This is a genomic window from Kribbella ginsengisoli, from assembly GCF_039537185.1.
Taxonomy (GTDB): Bacteria; Actinomycetota; Actinomycetes; order Propionibacteriales; family Kribbellaceae; genus Kribbella; species Kribbella koreensis.
The window spans coordinates 679637-695365 of record NZ_BAABAA010000001.1 but is presented as its reverse complement, the minus strand read 5'-3'; the positions used below and the strand labels follow the sequence as shown (position 1 = coordinate 695365).

Annotated in this window: 15 protein-coding genes; 12 read left to right on the top strand and 3 right to left on the bottom strand. The window is 67.7% G+C overall.

Annotated features, from left to right (window positions below; translation table 11 throughout):
• The first annotated feature begins 2 nt into the window (after window positions 1–2).
• From ABD768_RS03000 to ABD768_RS02970, 7 genes are all read left to right on the top strand, one after another.
• Window positions 3–791 (top strand): MBL fold metallo-hydrolase, encoded by a 789-nt coding sequence (locus tag ABD768_RS03000; RefSeq protein ID WP_344837024.1) that lies wholly within the window; start codon window positions 3–5, stop codon window positions 789–791.
• Window positions 792–897: 106 nt separating this feature from the next.
• On the top strand, window positions 898–2376 hold the full coding sequence (locus ABD768_RS02995) for a glutamate-cysteine ligase family protein (protein WP_343979018.1): 1479 nt from the start codon (window positions 898–900) through the stop codon (window positions 2374–2376).
• A gap of 401 nt (window positions 2377–2777) precedes the next feature.
• Window positions 2778–3191, top strand: coding sequence for a universal stress protein (locus tag ABD768_RS02990; RefSeq protein WP_343979021.1), 414 nt, complete (start codon window positions 2778–2780; stop codon window positions 3189–3191).
• A gap of 1 nt (window position 3192) precedes the next feature.
• Window positions 3193–3810, top strand: coding sequence for an HhH-GPD-type base excision DNA repair protein (locus ABD768_RS02985; protein WP_343979024.1), 618 nt, complete (start codon window positions 3193–3195; stop codon window positions 3808–3810).
• A 221-nt stretch (window positions 3811–4031) separates the two neighbouring features.
• Window positions 4032–5330, top strand: a complete 1299-nt coding sequence (locus ABD768_RS02980; RefSeq protein WP_343979027.1) for an RNA polymerase sigma factor — start codon at window positions 4032–4034, stop codon at window positions 5328–5330.
• Window positions 5331–5350: 20 nt separating this feature from the next.
• Entirely contained in the window at window positions 5351–5620 is a 270-nt protein-coding gene (locus ABD768_RS02975) for a DUF6412 domain-containing protein (RefSeq protein ID WP_343979030.1), read from the top strand.
• Between the two features lie 48 nt (window positions 5621–5668).
• Entirely contained in the window at window positions 5669–6346 is a 678-nt protein-coding gene (locus ABD768_RS02970) for a YidC/Oxa1 family membrane protein insertase (RefSeq protein WP_344837020.1), read from the top strand.
• 9 nt (window positions 6347–6355) lie between these two features.
• Here the strand turns inward: ABD768_RS02970 and ABD768_RS02965 are convergent, their stop codons facing one another.
• Window positions 6356–7591 (bottom strand): YncE family protein, encoded by a 1236-nt coding sequence (locus ABD768_RS02965; RefSeq protein WP_344837018.1) that lies wholly within the window; start codon window positions 7589–7591, stop codon window positions 6356–6358.
• Between the two features lie 112 nt (window positions 7592–7703).
• Here ABD768_RS02965 and ABD768_RS02960 point away from each other — a divergent pair, with 112 nt between their 5' ends.
• From ABD768_RS02960 to ppk2, 5 genes are all read left to right on the top strand, one after another.
• Window positions 7704–8840, top strand: a complete 1137-nt coding sequence (locus ABD768_RS02960) for a PucR family transcriptional regulator (protein ID WP_344837015.1) — start codon at window positions 7704–7706, stop codon at window positions 8838–8840.
• Between the two features lie 73 nt (window positions 8841–8913).
• Entirely contained in the window at window positions 8914–10254 is a 1341-nt protein-coding gene (locus tag ABD768_RS02955) for an FAD-binding oxidoreductase (protein WP_344837013.1), read from the top strand.
• Window positions 10255–10275: 21 nt separating this feature from the next.
• Window positions 10276–11739, top strand: a complete 1464-nt coding sequence (locus ABD768_RS02950; RefSeq protein WP_344837010.1) for a hypothetical protein — start codon at window positions 10276–10278, stop codon at window positions 11737–11739.
• 44 nt (window positions 11740–11783) lie between these two features.
• Complete coding sequence (locus ABD768_RS02945; RefSeq protein ID WP_344837007.1) at window positions 11784–12419, top strand: class I SAM-dependent methyltransferase; 636 nt, start codon at window positions 11784–11786, stop codon at window positions 12417–12419.
• Window positions 12420–12501: 82 nt separating this feature from the next.
• On the top strand, window positions 12502–13410 hold the full coding sequence (gene ppk2, locus ABD768_RS02940; RefSeq protein WP_344837004.1) for a polyphosphate kinase 2: 909 nt from the start codon (window positions 12502–12504) through the stop codon (window positions 13408–13410).
• 88 nt (window positions 13411–13498) lie between these two features.
• Here the strand turns inward: ppk2 and ABD768_RS02935 are convergent, their stop codons facing one another.
• Window positions 13499–14989 (bottom strand): sensor histidine kinase, encoded by a 1491-nt coding sequence (locus tag ABD768_RS02935; protein ID WP_343979054.1) that lies wholly within the window; start codon window positions 14987–14989, stop codon window positions 13499–13501.
• Window positions 14989–15690: a response regulator transcription factor gene (locus ABD768_RS02930; protein WP_343979056.1), complete on the bottom strand. Its 702-nt coding sequence runs from the start codon at window positions 15688–15690 to the stop codon at window positions 14989–14991. The genes ABD768_RS02935 and ABD768_RS02930 overlap by 1 nt, the downstream gene beginning before the upstream one ends.
• Between the last annotated feature and the right edge of the window lie 39 nt (window positions 15691–15729).

The window sequence follows — 15729 nt, the reverse complement described above, 5'->3', positions numbered from 1 at the left end:
CCATGACCACCTTCCCCGCCTGGGACGACGGCACCACGACGACCACGCCCGATCACCAGATCCACTGGTACGACGACCGGACGGCGATCATCCGGCAAGCCCTGCACACCAACTTCGAGGGCCCGTTCATCTACCTGCTGCTCGGCTCCGAGCGGGCCCTGCTGCTCGACACCGGCACCGGCCACATCGACCTGCGCGGGATCGTCGACGGGCTGCTGGCCGGACGGGACCTGGAGCTGGTCGTCGCCCACACGCACGGACACGGCGATCACGTCGGCGGCGACGACCAGTTCGACACCGTCGTCGGCAAGTCGGCCGAAGCGGTCGCGGAGTACTTCGGGATCACCGCCTGGCCGGAGCAGATCGTGGAGTTCGACCTCGGCGATCGGGTGCTGGACATCATCGCGATCCCCGGCCACCACCCCTCGCACGTCGCGTACTACGACCGCTCGACCCGGCTGCTGCTCACCGGTGACTCCTTGTACGCGGGCCGGCTGTACGTCTTCGACTGGCCCGCGTTCCGGGCCAGCGTCGCCCGGCTGCACGGGTTCGTTGCCGCGGGCAATCCGGTCGACCTGGTGCTCGGCACCCACATCGAGATGACGCGGGAGCCCGGCGTCGACTTCGGTCTCGGGTCGGACGTCCACCCCGGCGAGCACGTGCTCGAGCTGGATCCCGCGGTGCTGACCGAGCTGGCCGAGGTGATGGCGGCGGCGGGGGAGACGCCGCACCGGATCGTCCGCGACCACTTCATCGTGTTTCCGCTCTCGCCGGCCGGGGAACCGCTCTGAGCAGCCGCACCGGCGTTCCAGCCGGTGAACAGCGACGCCGTAAGCGGCCCCGATCAAGCGCGCTTCGGGCAGACTGAGGCAAGGGAACCTGACAGGGGAGGCGCTGATGGGCGAGGAAGTCGACCGGGTCGAGTTCACCCGGGCGGATCGGACCGCGTTCCGCAACCAGGTCCATCGCAACCTGGACGCGTTCGCGCGGATGCTGCGCGAGTCGAGGTTCGAGGCCGAGCGGCCGATGACCGGGATCGAGATCGAGCTGAACCTGGTCGACGAGAACTGCGACCCGGCGTTCAAGAACACCGAGGTGCTGAGCGCGATCGAGGACGACGCGTTCCAGACCGAGCTGGGCCAGTTCAACATCGAGATCAACGTGCCGCCGGGCAAGATCGACGGCTCCGGCCTGATCCGGATGGAGGAGTCCATCCGCGACAGCCTGAACGCGGCCGAGGAGAAGGCGCAGCGGACCGGCTCGTCGATGGTCGTGGTCGGGATCCTGCCGACCCTGCTGACCGAGCACATCCACCGTGAGGCGCTCAGCACCAACCCGCGGTACGCGCTGCTGAACGACCAGATCTTCCAGGCCCGCGGCGAGGACGTGCAGATCGCCATCGACGGGATCGAGCGGCTGCAGGTCACCGCCGACAGCATCGTGCCCGAGGCGGCCTGTACGTCGACGCAGTTCCATCTGCAGGTCACGCCCGAGGCGTTCCCGCGGTACTGGAACGCGGCCCAGGCGATCTCCGGCGTGCAACTCGCGATCGGTGCCAACTCACCCTTCCTGTTCGGCAAGGAGCTGAACCGGGAGACCCGGATCGCCTTGTTCGAACAGGCCGCCGACACCCGCACGCACGAGCTGAAGACCCAGGGCGTCCGGCCGCGGGTCTGGTTCGGCGAACGCTGGATCACCTCGATCTTCGACCTGTTCGAGGAGAACTCGCGCTACTACCCGGCCCTGCTGCCGGTCACCTCCGACGAGGATCCGATCGCCGTGCTGGATCGCGGCGACACGCCAGCTCTTTCGGAGCTTCGGCTGCACAACGGGACGATCTACCGCTGGAACCGCCCGGTGTACGACGTCGTCCGGGAGAAGCCGCACCTGCGGGTGGAGAACCGGGTGCTGCCGGCCGGCCCGACGGTCGTGGACACGATGGCCAACGGGGCCTTCTACTTCGGCCTGGTCCGGGCCCTGGCCGACGACGAGCGGCCGATCTGGTCGCAGATGTCGTTCAGCGCCGCGGAGGAGAACTTCCACGAGGCGGCCCGGCAGGGCATCGACGCCGAGGTGTTCTGGCCAGGAGTCGGTACGGCGCGGGCGACCGAGCTGGTCCTGCGGCGGCTGTTGCCGTTGGCATCGCGCGGGCTGGACTCGTGGGGTGTCGACTCCGCCGTCCGGGACCGGCTGCTGGGCATCATCGAGCAGCGGTGCCTGACCAATCGCAACGGAGCCTCCTGGCAGGCGGACGAGTTCCACCGTCTGTATACAAAGGGCTCTCATGGTCGCAAGGACGCTTTGCGGGGCATGTTGCGGCGGTACCGCGACCACATGCACGAGAACCTGCCGGTTCACGAATGGCCGATCGACTGAGCGGGTTAACCGCGTAAGTCAGCGCAAGACAACGAAGGACACAGGCGGAACCGGGGTCAGCCCGGCGGAACCAAGGACGCCCTTGCCCAAGGCAACGGCGTACCGGCCGCTGCCCGGCGGAGAAAAAGGGGGCTGGCGCGCCGGGTCGCAACCCTGCAAAGGTGTGCGCCACGAAGGTTAGACCGGGACAGGGCGGGTATGGAGACGTGAACCGTTGGGGGACGGTGTCCGGCAGCTGAGCATCGATCCGGCCACGGCCGTATTGCGGGCGCAACTGCGAATGCGTCACGGTCGCGACACAGATCGTGCATTTCCACAGATGCCGGAGCGGGTTCAGGGCAGTATCGTTCGGAACGGGTCGACCGTTTCAGGTGATGGACACCCGGAGGTGAGGCAAGTCGATGACGACCATCGTCGTGGGTTATGTGCCGAAGGCCGAAGGGCGCGCGGCGCTCCGGCGGGCGGCAGAGGAGGCGAAGCTGCGCGACGCCAAGCTGGTGGTGGTGAACTCGCACCGGGGTGGCCGCAGCTTCGACAGCGACGAGGCCGCGGCGAGTGACGCCGCGTTGACGGAGGTACGAGAGCAACTCGACCCGACCGGCGTGCCCTACGAGGTGCGGCAGCTGGTGCGTGGACTGGATCCGGCGGAGGACCTGGTGGCCGTCGCCGAGCAGGTGCACGCGGAGTTCATCGTGATCGGCCTGCGGCGCCGGTCACCGGTCGGCAAGCTCATCCTCGGCAGCAATGCCCAGCGCGTGCTGCTCGATGCTCCGTGTCCGGTGCTGGCCGTCAAGGCCGAGGAAGGGGAGGACTGAGGTGACTTCGACACGCAGCAAGAAGCTGTGCCTCGCACAGCAGCCCGACGCCGACGAGATGCTGAGCAGAGACGCGTTCGCGCTGCTGGTCGGCATGTTGCTCGACCAGCAGATCCCGATGGAGCGGGCCTTCGCCGGTCCGGTTGCGATCGCGCAACGAATGGACGGCCCGTTCGATCCGTCCACGGTGGCCGCCTACGACCCGGACGGTTTCGTCGAGGTGGTGGCGGGTCCGCCGGCCGTGCACCGGTTCCCGACCGCGATGGCGGCCCGGATCCAGACGCTGGCCAAGCATCTGGACGAGGAGTACGGCGGTAACGCCTCGGCGGTCTGGGCCGATGTGAAGAGTGGCGACGACCTGCTGGCCAGGCTGTCGGCTCTTCCGGGCTTCGGCGCGCAGAAGGCGAAGATCTTCGTCGCTTTGCTCGGCAAGCAGTTGAAGGTCCGGCCGCGCGGCTGGCGCGAGGCGTCCGAACCGTACGGCGAGGACGGTGCGTACAAGTCGGTCGCGGACGTGATCGACGTGGCCTCGCTGGTCAAGGTGCGGCAGTTCAAGCAGGAGCAGCAGGTGGAGAAGCGGGTCGTCGCGAGGCCGCTGCGGCAGACCAGGAACAGTTGAACACTGGACTTTGTGTACTACCGGTACCAGTACGGAGAGTGGACTGGTACCGGTTGGGCGCGCCGTTGAGGGGGTCGTGGGAGGTCCGGACTTGGTGGCCGGATTACAATGAAGTGTTGCTGCCGCCCGATGAGCGCGGGGCCACCGACTCGCAGTGCCCGCACCACCGTTTTTGCTGTATCAGAACCCTGCAGACTGAATCGTCAGACGAGAGGTAATTCGTGTCGTCCAGCTCGTCCGAGAATCTCCCCGACGAGTCCACTCGGGCGGTGGCCGCCACCGCCCGCAGTACGACTCAACGGACCACGGCCAGTGTGAAGAAGACTGCCGCTCCCGCCAAGAAGGCTGCTGTGTCCCCCAAGGAGGACGGTATTCCCGCGAAGAAGGCCGCCGCGAAGAAGGCGCCGGCGAAGAAGGCCGTGTCCGAGGCGGGTCTCGCGATCGACCCGAAGACCGGTAAGCCGCGCGCGCTGGACGAGGTCGACGAGTCCGACTTCTCCGCCGACGCCGTCAAGCCGCTGGAGAAGGAGCTCACCGAGGACCAGGGCTTCATCGTCTCCGAGGCCGACGAGACCGACGAGCCCGAGCAGCAGGTGATGGTCGCCGGCGCCACGGCCGACCCGGTCAAGGACTACCTGAAGCAGATCGGCAAGGTCCCGCTGCTGAACGCCGAGCAGGAGGTCGAGCTCGCCAAGCGGATCGAGGCCGGCCTGTTCGCCGAGGAGCAGATCGGCGACGCCGAGACCAAGCTCAAGGAGAAGGTCAAGGACGAGTACGAGTGGATCTCGGAGGACGGCCGGCGGGCCAAGAACCACCTCCTCGAGGCCAACCTGCGACTCGTCGTCTCGCTGGCCAAGCGCTACACCGGCCGCGGCATGCTGTTCCTGGACCTGATCCAGGAGGGCAACCTCGGTCTGATCCGCGCGGTCGAGAAGTTCGACTACACCAAGGGCTACAAGTTCTCCACCTACGCGACCTGGTGGATCCGGCAGGCGATCACCCGCGCGATGGCCGACCAGGCCCGGACGATCCGTATTCCGGTGCACATGGTCGAGGTCATCAACAAGCTGGCCCGCGTCCAGCGCCAGATGCTGCAGGACCTGGGCCGCGAGCCCACTCCGGAAGAGCTCGCCAAGGAGCTCGACATGACCCCGGAGAAGGTCATCGAGGTGCAGAAGTACGGTCGTGAGCCGATCTCGCTGCACACCCCGCTGGGTGAGGACGGCGACTCGGAGTTCGGCGACCTGATCGAGGACTCCGAGGCGATCGTGCCGGCCGAGGCCGTCTCGTTCACCCTGCTCCAGGAGCAGCTGCACGCGGTCCTGGACACGCTGTCCGAGCGTGAGGCCGGCGTCGTCTCGATGCGCTTCGGCCTGACCGATGGCCAGCCGAAGACGCTGGACGAGATCGGCAAGGTCTACGGCGTCACCCGCGAGCGGATCCGGCAGATCGAGTCGAAGACGATGTCGAAGCTGCGGCACCCGTCGCGCTCCCAGGTGCTCCGCGACTACCTGGACTGATCGCCTGGCATCATGGACAAATGATCGAGAGGGCACTGGCCGGCATCTGGATGCTGGTCATGCCCGTCCTCGGTCAGGACTCCGGCTTACTGGCCGTCGCCGTGTTCACGGCGGCGGCCGTTTTGCTTGCTGTCGTCCAGCTGTCCGGTACTGCGTCGCAACGCCCGCTCTCGTCGCCGTTGCCCGCGCGTGCCAGCGCCACCCGCGCCAACTCACGCCGTACCGCGTACCTCCTGCTCCGCGACCCTGACGCCGCCGGGAGGGCACGCCCACGAGCACCGGGAAGGTAGCCGAGTTCTTCTCGCTACCCATCCCTTTCTCACTCGTGGAGTCCTGCTGTGCCTTCCTTCCTGGAGGCACCGGTCGCCGGTGCCTATCACTTGCTCACGTCCCTCGTCGACGCCATCCAGCCCCTCGTGGGCGGCTACGCGGCCGTGCTCGCGATCGTCGTCTGCACGCTCGCCGTACGGTCGTTGCTGATCCCACTCAGCCTGCGCGCGCATCGAGGCATGCGCGCCCGCGCCGTCCTGATGCCTGAACTCAAGAAGCTGACCGACAAACACCGCGGCAACCCCGAACGCCTTCAGCGCGAAATCGCAAAACTCCAGGCGGATTCCGGTACCACCGTCTTCGCGGGCTTCCTCCCGACGCTGGCGCAGTTGCCGTTCTTCTGGCTGATGTACACGCTGTTCTCCCGCGCTGTCGTCGGCGGCGAGTCCAACCAACTCATCAGCGGCAACCTCTTCGGCGCCCAGCTCGGCCTGCACTGGCCGGTCGTCACCGGTACGCCGGCCTTCCTCGTGCTGGCCGTCTTGCTGGCGATCGTCGCCTGGTTCTCCGCCCGCCTGGCACTGCGCCAGCTCGACGAGACAGCAACGCCACTGTCTCGTCGGCTGGCGCAGCTCCTGCCGTACGGCACGATCCTCACTGTCGCGTTCGTGCCGCTCGCGGCCGGCATCTACCTGCTGACGACAACCACCTGGACCGTCCTCGAACGCACGATCCTGCAACGTTAGTGTCCTGAGTCAGCCGGTCGGTCCGGTCCAGGTGGTCGGGACCTTGCCGATCCGGACCCGCTGGGGATGATCGCCGACCACGATCGAGGCGATCTTCTGGCCGGTGGCGAAGCTGATCGAGGTGACTCGGTCCGAGCCACTCTCGGATACGACACAGGCGGTTCCATCACCGGTCACCGTCGCCCAGTACGGCTTGGACACCGTGACCAATGGGCCCTCCTGCAGCGTCGAGCGGTCGACGACGGTGGCGTAGTCGTCCATCGTCCCTGCCACGCAGAGCTTCTGGCCGTCCGGGCTCATCGACAGTCCGTGGTGGCGGGAGTCGTTCACCCACTTGGTCCGGTCCTCGGTGGTGGCGGGGTTCTTCGGCAGCGTCTTGATCCGGGTGATCTTGTCGGTGGCCACGTCGTACTCGACCAGCCCGTTGAAGAAGGAGACCTGGAAGTAGAGCTTCGACTCGTCCGGGGTGAACGCGACCGGCCGGACGGAGTCGGACAGGTCCTTGCGGCCGAACGCGTCCAGCCGGGGCCGCATGTCGATCTCCTTCACCTTCTGGAAGGTGGTGGTGTCGACGATGGTGATCTTGCGGTCGCCCTTGGTCCAGTCCAGCCAGGGCTCGTCGAGGGCGGTGTTGACCTCACCGATGGAGCTGGTCCACAGGTACCGGCCGCCGTTGGTGAAGGTGTTCTCGTGCGGCTTGTCGCCGGTCTGGTACGAACCGAGTTGCTGTCCGGTGCGGATGTCGAGCACGTGCACGGTGTTGGAGGTCGACGCGGAGACGGCGACGCGTTCGCCGTCGGGGGAGACGGCCATGTGGTCGGCGCGATAGCCGGACACGGGGAACCGCCAGCCGACCTGGCCGGTGGTGAGGTTGACCGACACCACGTCGGCGAAGCTGGGGCGCGACACCACCACCCAGTTGCCGTCCGGAGTCGTGTACAGGTCGTCGACGTACTGGTCGTGGCCCTCGCCGACCGAGGCGCGAATGCCGAGGAAGTAGCCGAGCCGGATCGGGTCCGCGTAGATCTCGGCCAAGCGTTGATCCTTGTCCGGGATGAGATTGATCCGGCCGAGCTTGGTCAGGTCGGCGGTCGGCGCGACCACATCGGCGGTGCCTTCCCAGTTGTTGCCGACGAACAAGACGGGCTTGGTCGCTGCGGCTGTGGAGGCGGCGGCGGACGGAAGCATGGTGGTGGCGAGGGCGGCGACGGTGAGCCACAGGGCGGTACGGCGAGGCTTCGGCATGGCACCAGGTAACCAACGAGTAGCGTTGGGTTGCTAGGCCGCAGCCGCCAACGAGGACGGGCGTGATTGTGGCTCGTCGACAAACAGGGCCGATCGACAGTGAGGGGTCGCGATGGCCATCGATCAGCAGGGGCGCGCCCTGTTCACGGAGATCGTCCGCGCGATGGCGAGCGACGCCGAGGTGATCGAGGCGGTTGTCGAGGCGGCCAGAAGTGATTCGCCGGCGGTGGCTGGGCTGCCGATCGCCGAGAACCGCCGGCACATCGCGCTGATGGTCACCGCGGGGCTGACCGCGTTCGCCGACCGGGCGAGCCTACGGTCGGAGGATTTCGCCGCTGCTGTCCAACTGGGTGCCGACCGCGCGGCCCAGGGAATCGGCCTGACCGAGCTGCTCCGCGGCGTGCACGCGGGACGGAGCCGGGCCATCGCACTCACCATGGAGCGGAGCCGGGCGTCAGGAGTTCCGGCCGGCCTGCTGGTCGACGTGATGCTCGACTTCGAGCGGTACGCCGGTGAGCTCGAACGCCACGTGGTGAGCGGCTACCACGCCGCCGAGCTGCGCCTGGCCCGCACACCACGCGACACCCGCATCCGCCTGTTGCGCCGGCTCTTCCTCGAAGACCTACCGCTGGAGGAACTCGGCCGTGCCGGCTTGTCACTCGATCGGACCTACTGCTGCGTCGTGACCAACGTCGCCGATCCGGGCCACGCGCAAGCAGTTGAGCGGCGCCTCGCCTGCCCGGACGGACTCTTCGGGCTCGTCGAGGGAAAGCTGGCCGGACTCGTGACGCGCAGTCCATCGCCCGACCAGGTCACTGCCCGAGAACTGGTCGTCGTCGCGCCCCCGACACCGTTGAGAGAGATCCCGAAGGTCTACTCGACCGCTCGGGCGGCTCTTGCCGCAGCAGGCGATCGCCGGGGCCTGCACAACCTGACCGACCTAGCCGTGGAGACTGCGCTGGCCACCCAACCTGTCCTGGCCACCATCCTCGCGCAGGAGCTGATGGGCGTGCTCGACCGAGCCGACCGCTATCACCGCCAACTGGTCAGCACGGCCCTCACCTACCTCGATACGGGCAGACGCCTCGACCAGACCGCCGCCGCCCTGCACCTGCATCCCAACACGGTTCGCTACCGCCTCAGCCGTCTCACCGCTCTCACCGGCTGGTCCCCGGACGGATCAGACCCTGGCCCGTTGCAGGTAGCTCGCGACTGGTGGGCACTCAGGACCTGGCTCGCCACCTCCTAGCCCTTCGTCACATCTCGCCGGCCTGCGTCGTCAGTGGGGTGTGAATGGGTCTCTAGGTGTGAGGAAGGACGTCATGAGTTCAGCGCTGGAAGCACTCCGTCAGGACTTTGGTGGGGACATCGTCGAGCCGGGCGGGGCGGAGTACGAGGCGGTCAGTGGGTCGGTGCTGGTGCCGGGGAGTCCGGCGTACGTGCTTCGGCCGGTGAGTGTTCAGGATGTGCAGGCCGGGGTCCGGTTCGCTGTCGACACCGGGCTGAAGTTGTCGGTGCGTGGTGGCGGACATGCGTTCGCGGGATTCGGCACCAACGACGGTGGGGTGGTGATCGAGCTGAGCCGGCTCGCGAGCGTCGAGGTCGTCGACAAGGAACGGCACCTGGTACGAATCGGCGGTGGCGCCGTCTGGGGTCAGGTCGCGGCCGCGCTCGCCCCGCACGACCTGGCCATCTCGTCGGGCGACACGAAGAGCGTGGGCGTCGGCGGGCTGACCTTGAGTGGCGGCATCGGCTGGAAGGTTCGGAAGTACGGACTGGCCTTGGACAGCCTGGTCGCCGTGGAGCTGGTGACTGCCGACGGCGAGGTTGTGCGGGCGAGTGATGAGGAGAATCAGGAACTGTTCTGGGCGGTCCGTGGTGGCGGCGGCAACTTCGGGATCGTCACCTCCTTCGAGTTCACGGCGCATCCGACCACGGACGTGTTCTTCGGCAAGATCTCCTTCCCTGCAACGGAGTTGACGACCGTGCTGCAGGGCTGGGCGGACTACCTGCGGACGGCGCCCGAGGAGCTGACCAGCATCGTGGACTTCGCCAACCCGTTCCTCGGCGGGCCGAACGCGCCGGTCGAGATCAGCGTCGCGTACGACGGTAACGATCCGGAGCTGGCCGCGCAGGCGATCGACCCGATCCGCCGGCTCGGCACGGTGCTCAGCGACGAGGTGACGCTGAAGCCGTACCCGGACGTCCTGGTGGATGGCATGACTCCGCCGCCGGGCATCCAGATCGTGACTCGCAGCGGCTTCGTGAACACAGAGTCGGTGCCCGAGGTGCTGTCGATCCTCGCCGAGGCCGCAGCGATGGGACGATCGCCGATCATGTCCGTTCGCAGCGTCGGCGGCGCGGTGGCACGGGTTGCCGACGACGCCACCGCCTTCGCGCATCGCGAAGCGGAGTTGATGTTCGCGACCACCGTGATCGGCCCGAAGCCGGCCATCGAGGCGGCCAGTGCAGGGCTGGTCGCGATCTGGGTGAGGCTCGCACCGCACGTCAGCGGCGCCTACGCCAACTTCCTCAGCTCGGCGACCGACGAGGCCGTCGGGACGGTCTATCCCGCCACCACCCGTGAGCGGCTCGCGGCGGTCAAGGCGCAGTACGACGCCGGCAACCTGTTCGCCGGCAACCACAACATCCAGCCTGGGTGAGTTGGCCTGTACGTTGCTGGGGTGGATGAGGAGTTCATCGAGTTGCTGCTCGGCCTGGCCAAGGACGAGCTGGGGGCGGACCTCGACAACTGGCAGCCCGGCCAGCTGACGACCGTCCTGTACGACCTGCTTCCGTACTCCGGCAGCGTCCGGCCCGGCTGGATCGACGAACTGCGGGCCGCGTTCCCGCAGTTCGTCACCATCCTCCGCCAGACCGGGCGGCTTCAGCTGGCAGATCTGCTCGAGGGCGAGGCCGAGGCCGCACTCAACGATCCGGGCCTCGGCCGGACCGATCCGGTGGACTGGTGCCGGTACCGCCGCCGGCAGAACGCGTTGGGCGGGACGGTCGAGGGCCGGGCCGAGCTGCCGGTGGAGCGCCGGGCTGAACTGCCAGCGGAGCCGCTGCCTGGTTCGCCGACGCCGGTTGCTTTGATGCCCAGCCGCCTGGCGGCCGCCGCTGCGGGATCGGAACTGCTCGGCGATCTGCATGAGTTCGCGCTTGAGGTCTACCGGACCAAGAAGGAGCAGCCCGAGCACAGGTTGTGGCGGATCGCGGTGCTGGCCGGGTGGATCTGCCCGAGCCCGGTCAGCCCGCAGTACGGGCCATCGATGCACGCGTGGTCTCCGGACGACCCGGAGCTCACTCCGGCGCGGCCGCTGGTCGCTTGGCTGGAGACGTATCGGGTGGTGCTCACTGAGTCGCCCTCGTTGATCGAGGTGCTGTTGACCGCCTTTCGCGATGGCACGGCGGCTGCTGCGGAGGGGACTGAGCAGCTCGAGCGGCTGGGGGCGGTCACGGTCGTCGAAGGGCGACTGGGGCTGACGGCGATCGGCGTACGGGGGTTGTTCACGCGGGGGAGGTGGGCGGATCCGGAGTACTGGCTGCTCGACCCGGGGCAGTGGTGGGCGAATCTGCGGTCGGAGGATCTGATCGCGTTCATGACCGCGGCGTCGAAGCTGTGCCTGGTCGAGCAGGCGTGGAGTGTGCAGCGCTGGTTCGAGCAGGCTGATCCGCTGGAGTTCGCGTATCAGTTGGTGCGGCTGGGCAGTCAGGTGCATGGCGCGGTGCTCAACACGGTCTTCGGCTATCTGCTGCGGATCGGGCTCGAAGCGGCGCCTGCCGTCGAAGAGTGGCTGGTGACCGAGGAGTTGTCGGGGCTGGGCTGGGTCTGGTTCGACGCGATCGGCGCGCCGATGGCCGGGATCCCCACCGAGCACGCGCAGTACCTGGCGACGACCGAGATGGTGCGATCGCTCGACGACCTGCGAGCACTGCTCGACTGGTACGCCGAGTATCCGCCGGAGCCGCCGTTGCCCGGGACGACGATCGACGAGCTGATGTTCGCCGTCCCGCTGCGGATCGGGACGGCGCGGGTCAACACCTTGGTGCAGCGAGTGCTCAATGCCGAACTGGCCGAGGAGCCCGGCGATCGCGACGAGCTGTTCGGGATCATCGCGGCCGCCCGCGAGCAGTTGCTGGAATAGCAATTTTCTTTGTCGGACCGGAGCCGACCGCAGATGCTGGAGTCATGACTGTGGACGACAGAACCGCCGGAGAGTACTGGAACGACCGCTACCGCGAGAGCACCCGCATCTGGAGCGGCAACCCCAATGTGGAGCTGGTGAAGGAGGTCTCCGGGCTGACGCCGGGCACCGCTCTCGACCTCGGCTCCGGCGAAGGCGGCGACGCCATCTGGCTGGCCAAGCAGGGCTGGCGGGTGACCGCTGTCGATGTGTCGGCGGTGGCGCTGGAGCGCGCGGAGCGGCACGCGGTGGAAGCGGGCGTGGCCGGGCAGATCGACTGGCAACAGCACGAGCTGGGCAAGTCGTTCCCGGAGGGCACCTTCGATCTGGTGTCGGCGCAGTTCCTGCACTCGACCGTCGAGCTGCCCCGCGAGGAGATCTTGCGGACGGCGGCCGGGGCGGTGGCGCCTGGTGGGATCCTGCTGATCGAAGGGCACCTCGACTGGCCGGACTCGCTGCGGCACACCGACCACCCGGACGTGCACTTCCCGACCCCGGACGAGGTGATCTCCGATCTGTCGCTGGACGACGGCCGCTGGGAGATCCTGGTCAGCCGTGCCCACGACCGCGAGCAGATCGTCGACGGCGAGACACTGACCCGTCGTGACTCCACGGTGAAGGCGCGCCGTCTGCCGGGCTGAGGCACCGCCGGGGAGTGGGTGTTCATCCCGCGGCCAGTCCAAGTTCACCGACGACGCGCCTGGTCCGGCGAATGTTGGGGCCATGAGCGCCCCTGATCTGGTCCAGGAATTCGGGTTCCGAGTATTGGACGAGGAAGACGACGACCCGGTGCTGCTGCGCGGCGACGGTACGCCGGTCGACACCTGGCGGGAGGGCTATCCGTACGGCGAACGCCTGGCCCGCGAGGTCTACGACCGGGACAAGCGGCTGCTGCAGATCGAGCTGCTCAAACTCCAGTACTGGGTGAAGCGCTCCAAGCAGAAGCTCGTGATCATCTTCGAAGGCCGGGACGCGGCCGGCAAGGGCGGCACGATCAAACGGTTCATGGAGCACCTGAACCCGCGCGGCGCCCGGATCGTCGCGCTGGAGAAGCCGACCGACCGCGAGCAGACGCAGTGGTACTTCCAGCGGTACGTCGAGCACCTGCCGGCGGCCGGCGAGATGGTGCTGTTCGACCGCTCCTGGTACAACCGGGCGTGCGTCGAGCGGGTGATGGGGTTCTGCAGCGATGCGCAGTACGAGGAGTTCATGCGGCAGGCGCCGGAGTTCGAGCGGATGCTCGTGCGGTCGGACACGCACCTGGTGAAGCTGTGGTTCTCGGTGTCGCAGGCCGAGCAGCAGACCCGCTTCATGATCCGGCAGATCGACCCGGTCCGGCAGTGGAAGCTGTCGCCGACGGACCTGGCGTCACTCGACAAATGGAAGGACTACACCGAGGCGAAGGAGGCGATGTTCCACTACACCGACACGCCGCACGCGCCCTGGACCGTGGTCAAGAGCAACGACAAGAAGCGCGCCCGGCTAGAGGCGATGCGCCACGTGCTGAGCCTCTACGAGTACGACAACAAGGACCACGAGCTGGTCGCCCAAGCTGACCCCAAGATCCTCGGCCCAGCTGCCCAGATCTTCGAACACGGCGAGTCAACCAACCGCCAGTTCCCCCAGCTGTAGTCACCGGCTCCCTGTCGCCAGACGATGACTGGGGAACGTCGGCCTCTCCACCGCTAGGCGATGGTGGGGAGCGCCGGCCTCCCTGTCGTCAGGTGATGATGGGGAGGTGAACGGTGAAGGTGGCGCCGTGGGGGAGAGTGTCGGTGACGGTGACCTTGCCGCCGTGCGCTGCCACCAGGGCGGCGACGATGGAGAGGCCCAGACCTGAGCCGCCGGTGGAGCGGGTCCGGGCGGAGTCGGCGCGGTAGAAGCGTTCGAAGACCTTCACCTTCTGCTCTTCACTGAGACCGGGACCGGTGTCGGCGACCTCGACGATCGCTTCGCCGGCGCGGGTGCCGACCGAGATGGTGATGGGTGCGTCGACCGGCGTGTGATGCAGCGCGTTGCTGACGAGATTGCCGAGTACTTGCCTGAGACGAGCCTCGTCGCCGCTGACGACCGGCGCGCCGGAGTCCGGCAGGATCTGCAGCCTCATCTCGCGACCCGGCTGAACAGCCTGTACGTCGTGCACCGAGTCACCCGCCAGCGTCAGCAGATCCACCGGCTGGTGCTGCAACGGCCGCTGCTGGTCAAGCCGCGCGAGCAGCAACAGGTCGTCGACCAGCAACCCCATCCGCTTCGCCTCGTCCTCGATCCGCTTCATCGTCGCCGGATCGGCCGCCGCGCCCTTCTGCCGGGTCAGCTCCGCAAATCCCCGGATCGACGTCAACGGCGTCCGCAGCTCATGGCTGGCGTCGGCGATGAACCGCCGCATCCGCTCCTCCGACTGCCTCGCGTTCTCCTCCGAACGCCGAGCGGCATCCTCCGACCGCCGAGCCGCGAACTCCGAAGCAGTCCGCTGCGCGAACGCCCCCTCGATCTGCCCCAACATCTGATTCAGCGCCAGCGACAACCGCCCCACCTCAGTCCGGGGATCCCGCTGAGGCACCCGCCTGCTGAGATCCCCACCCGCAATAGCCACCGCCGTATGCTCCACATCCTCAAGCCCCCGAAGACTCCGCCGTACTACGTACGTCCCGACCCCGGCCAGCAAGATCAGCAAGATCACCCCGGCGGCAATCTGCACCCCGACCAGCTTCTGGAGGGTCTGATTCATGTCGCCGAGACTCTGGGCGACCATCAGGTAGCCGCCATCTTGAGTCGGCGTTGCGACGACCCGGAAGGTTTCGTCGCCGGAGGTCGCCGCGGCATTGAACGCCTTGGTGCCGATGCCCTCGACCTGGGTCAGTGTCAGCGTCGGAAACTGCGGTAGCGCGGCGGTCTGGTTGAGCGGTTCACGGATCGGATCGTCGATCCGGGCACCGGTCGAGTCGAAGCGCTGCACCAGGAAGACGCTGGGAAGTCTCGGGCCGCGCGGGCCGGGCTGTTGTGCCTCGTTCTGCCACGGTCGCGGAGGTTTGCTGAGTATCTTCGCGGCGTCCTGCAACTGCCCGTCGACCCGGTCGATCAGGTAGCCCCGCATGATCGTCGTCGCAACCAGACCGGAGGCGAGCAGCGCGGCCGTCACCAACGCGGCCAGCACCAGCACGATCGTGACGCGCAGCGGGTACCGGTCGGTGATGCGGCGGTGGGGGTGCATTAGTTGGGGCCTCGGGGGGTGCGGAGGACGTAGCCGACGCCGCGGACTGTGTGGAGGAGTTTCTGGTCGCCGGTGTCGACCTTGCGGCGGAGGTAGGACATGTAGGACTCGACCACTCCGGCGTCGCCGGCGAAGTCGTAGTTCCAGACGGCCGACAGGATCTGGCCCTTGGACATGACGCGCTCGGCGTTCTCGAGGAGGCAGCGGAGGAGTTTGAACTCGGTCAAGGACAGTTGGACCGCTTCGCCTGCTTTGAAGACTTCGTAGGAGTCTTCGTTGAGCTCTAGGTCGGCGTACCGGAGTACGGCGGGCTCTGTCGTCGTCTGCTCGCGATGGCCCGAGCGGCGCAAGAGGGCGCGGACGCGGGCGACCAGCTCGTCGAGGCTGAACGGTTTGGTGACGTAGTCGTCGCCGCCGGTGTGCAGGCCGAGGACCTTGTCCTCGACCGCGTCGCGCGCGGTGAGGAACAGCACCGGTACGTGCCGGTCCTCACCGCGCAGCCGGCGGACCACCTCGAAGCCGTCCAGGCCGGGCATCATCACGTCCAGCACGACGAGGTCGGGTTCGACCTCGCGGGCCTTGCGCAACGCCTCGGCGCCGTGCGTCGCCGTGGTCACGTCGTACCCGGCGAAGCGCAGACTCGCGGACAGCAGCTCGACGATGTTCGGTTCGTCGTCGACGACCAGCAGGTGCGGGCTCATGGTCCCAGTCTTAACCCCGCACCCTGCCTAACCCTGGGA

Coding starts and splice junctions, on each gene's coding strand:
- ABD768_RS03000 (WP_344837024.1), top strand. CDS start 3: ATGACCACCTTCCCCGCCTGGGACGACGGCACCACGACGACCACGCCC.
- ABD768_RS02995 (WP_343979018.1), top strand. CDS start 898: ATGGGCGAGGAAGTCGACCGGGTCGAGTTCACCCGGGCGGATCGGACC.
- ABD768_RS02990 (WP_343979021.1), top strand. CDS start 2,778: ATGACGACCATCGTCGTGGGTTATGTGCCGAAGGCCGAAGGGCGCGCG.
- ABD768_RS02975 (WP_343979030.1), top strand. CDS start 5,351: ATGATCGAGAGGGCACTGGCCGGCATCTGGATGCTGGTCATGCCCGTC.
- ABD768_RS02965 (WP_344837018.1), bottom strand. CDS start 7,591: ATGCCGAAGCCTCGCCGTACCGCCCTGTGGCTCACCGTCGCCGCCCTC.
- ABD768_RS02960 (WP_344837015.1), top strand. CDS start 7,704: ATGGCCATCGATCAGCAGGGGCGCGCCCTGTTCACGGAGATCGTCCGC.
- ABD768_RS02955 (WP_344837013.1), top strand. CDS start 8,914: ATGAGTTCAGCGCTGGAAGCACTCCGTCAGGACTTTGGTGGGGACATC.
- ABD768_RS02945 (WP_344837007.1), top strand. CDS start 11,784: ATGACTGTGGACGACAGAACCGCCGGAGAGTACTGGAACGACCGCTAC.
- ppk2 (WP_344837004.1), top strand. CDS start 12,502: ATGAGCGCCCCTGATCTGGTCCAGGAATTCGGGTTCCGAGTATTGGAC.
- ABD768_RS02935 (WP_343979054.1), bottom strand. CDS start 14,989: ATGCACCCCCACCGCCGCATCACCGACCGGTACCCGCTGCGCGTCACG.
- ABD768_RS02930 (WP_343979056.1), bottom strand. CDS start 15,690: ATGAGCCCGCACCTGCTGGTCGTCGACGACGAACCGAACATCGTCGAG.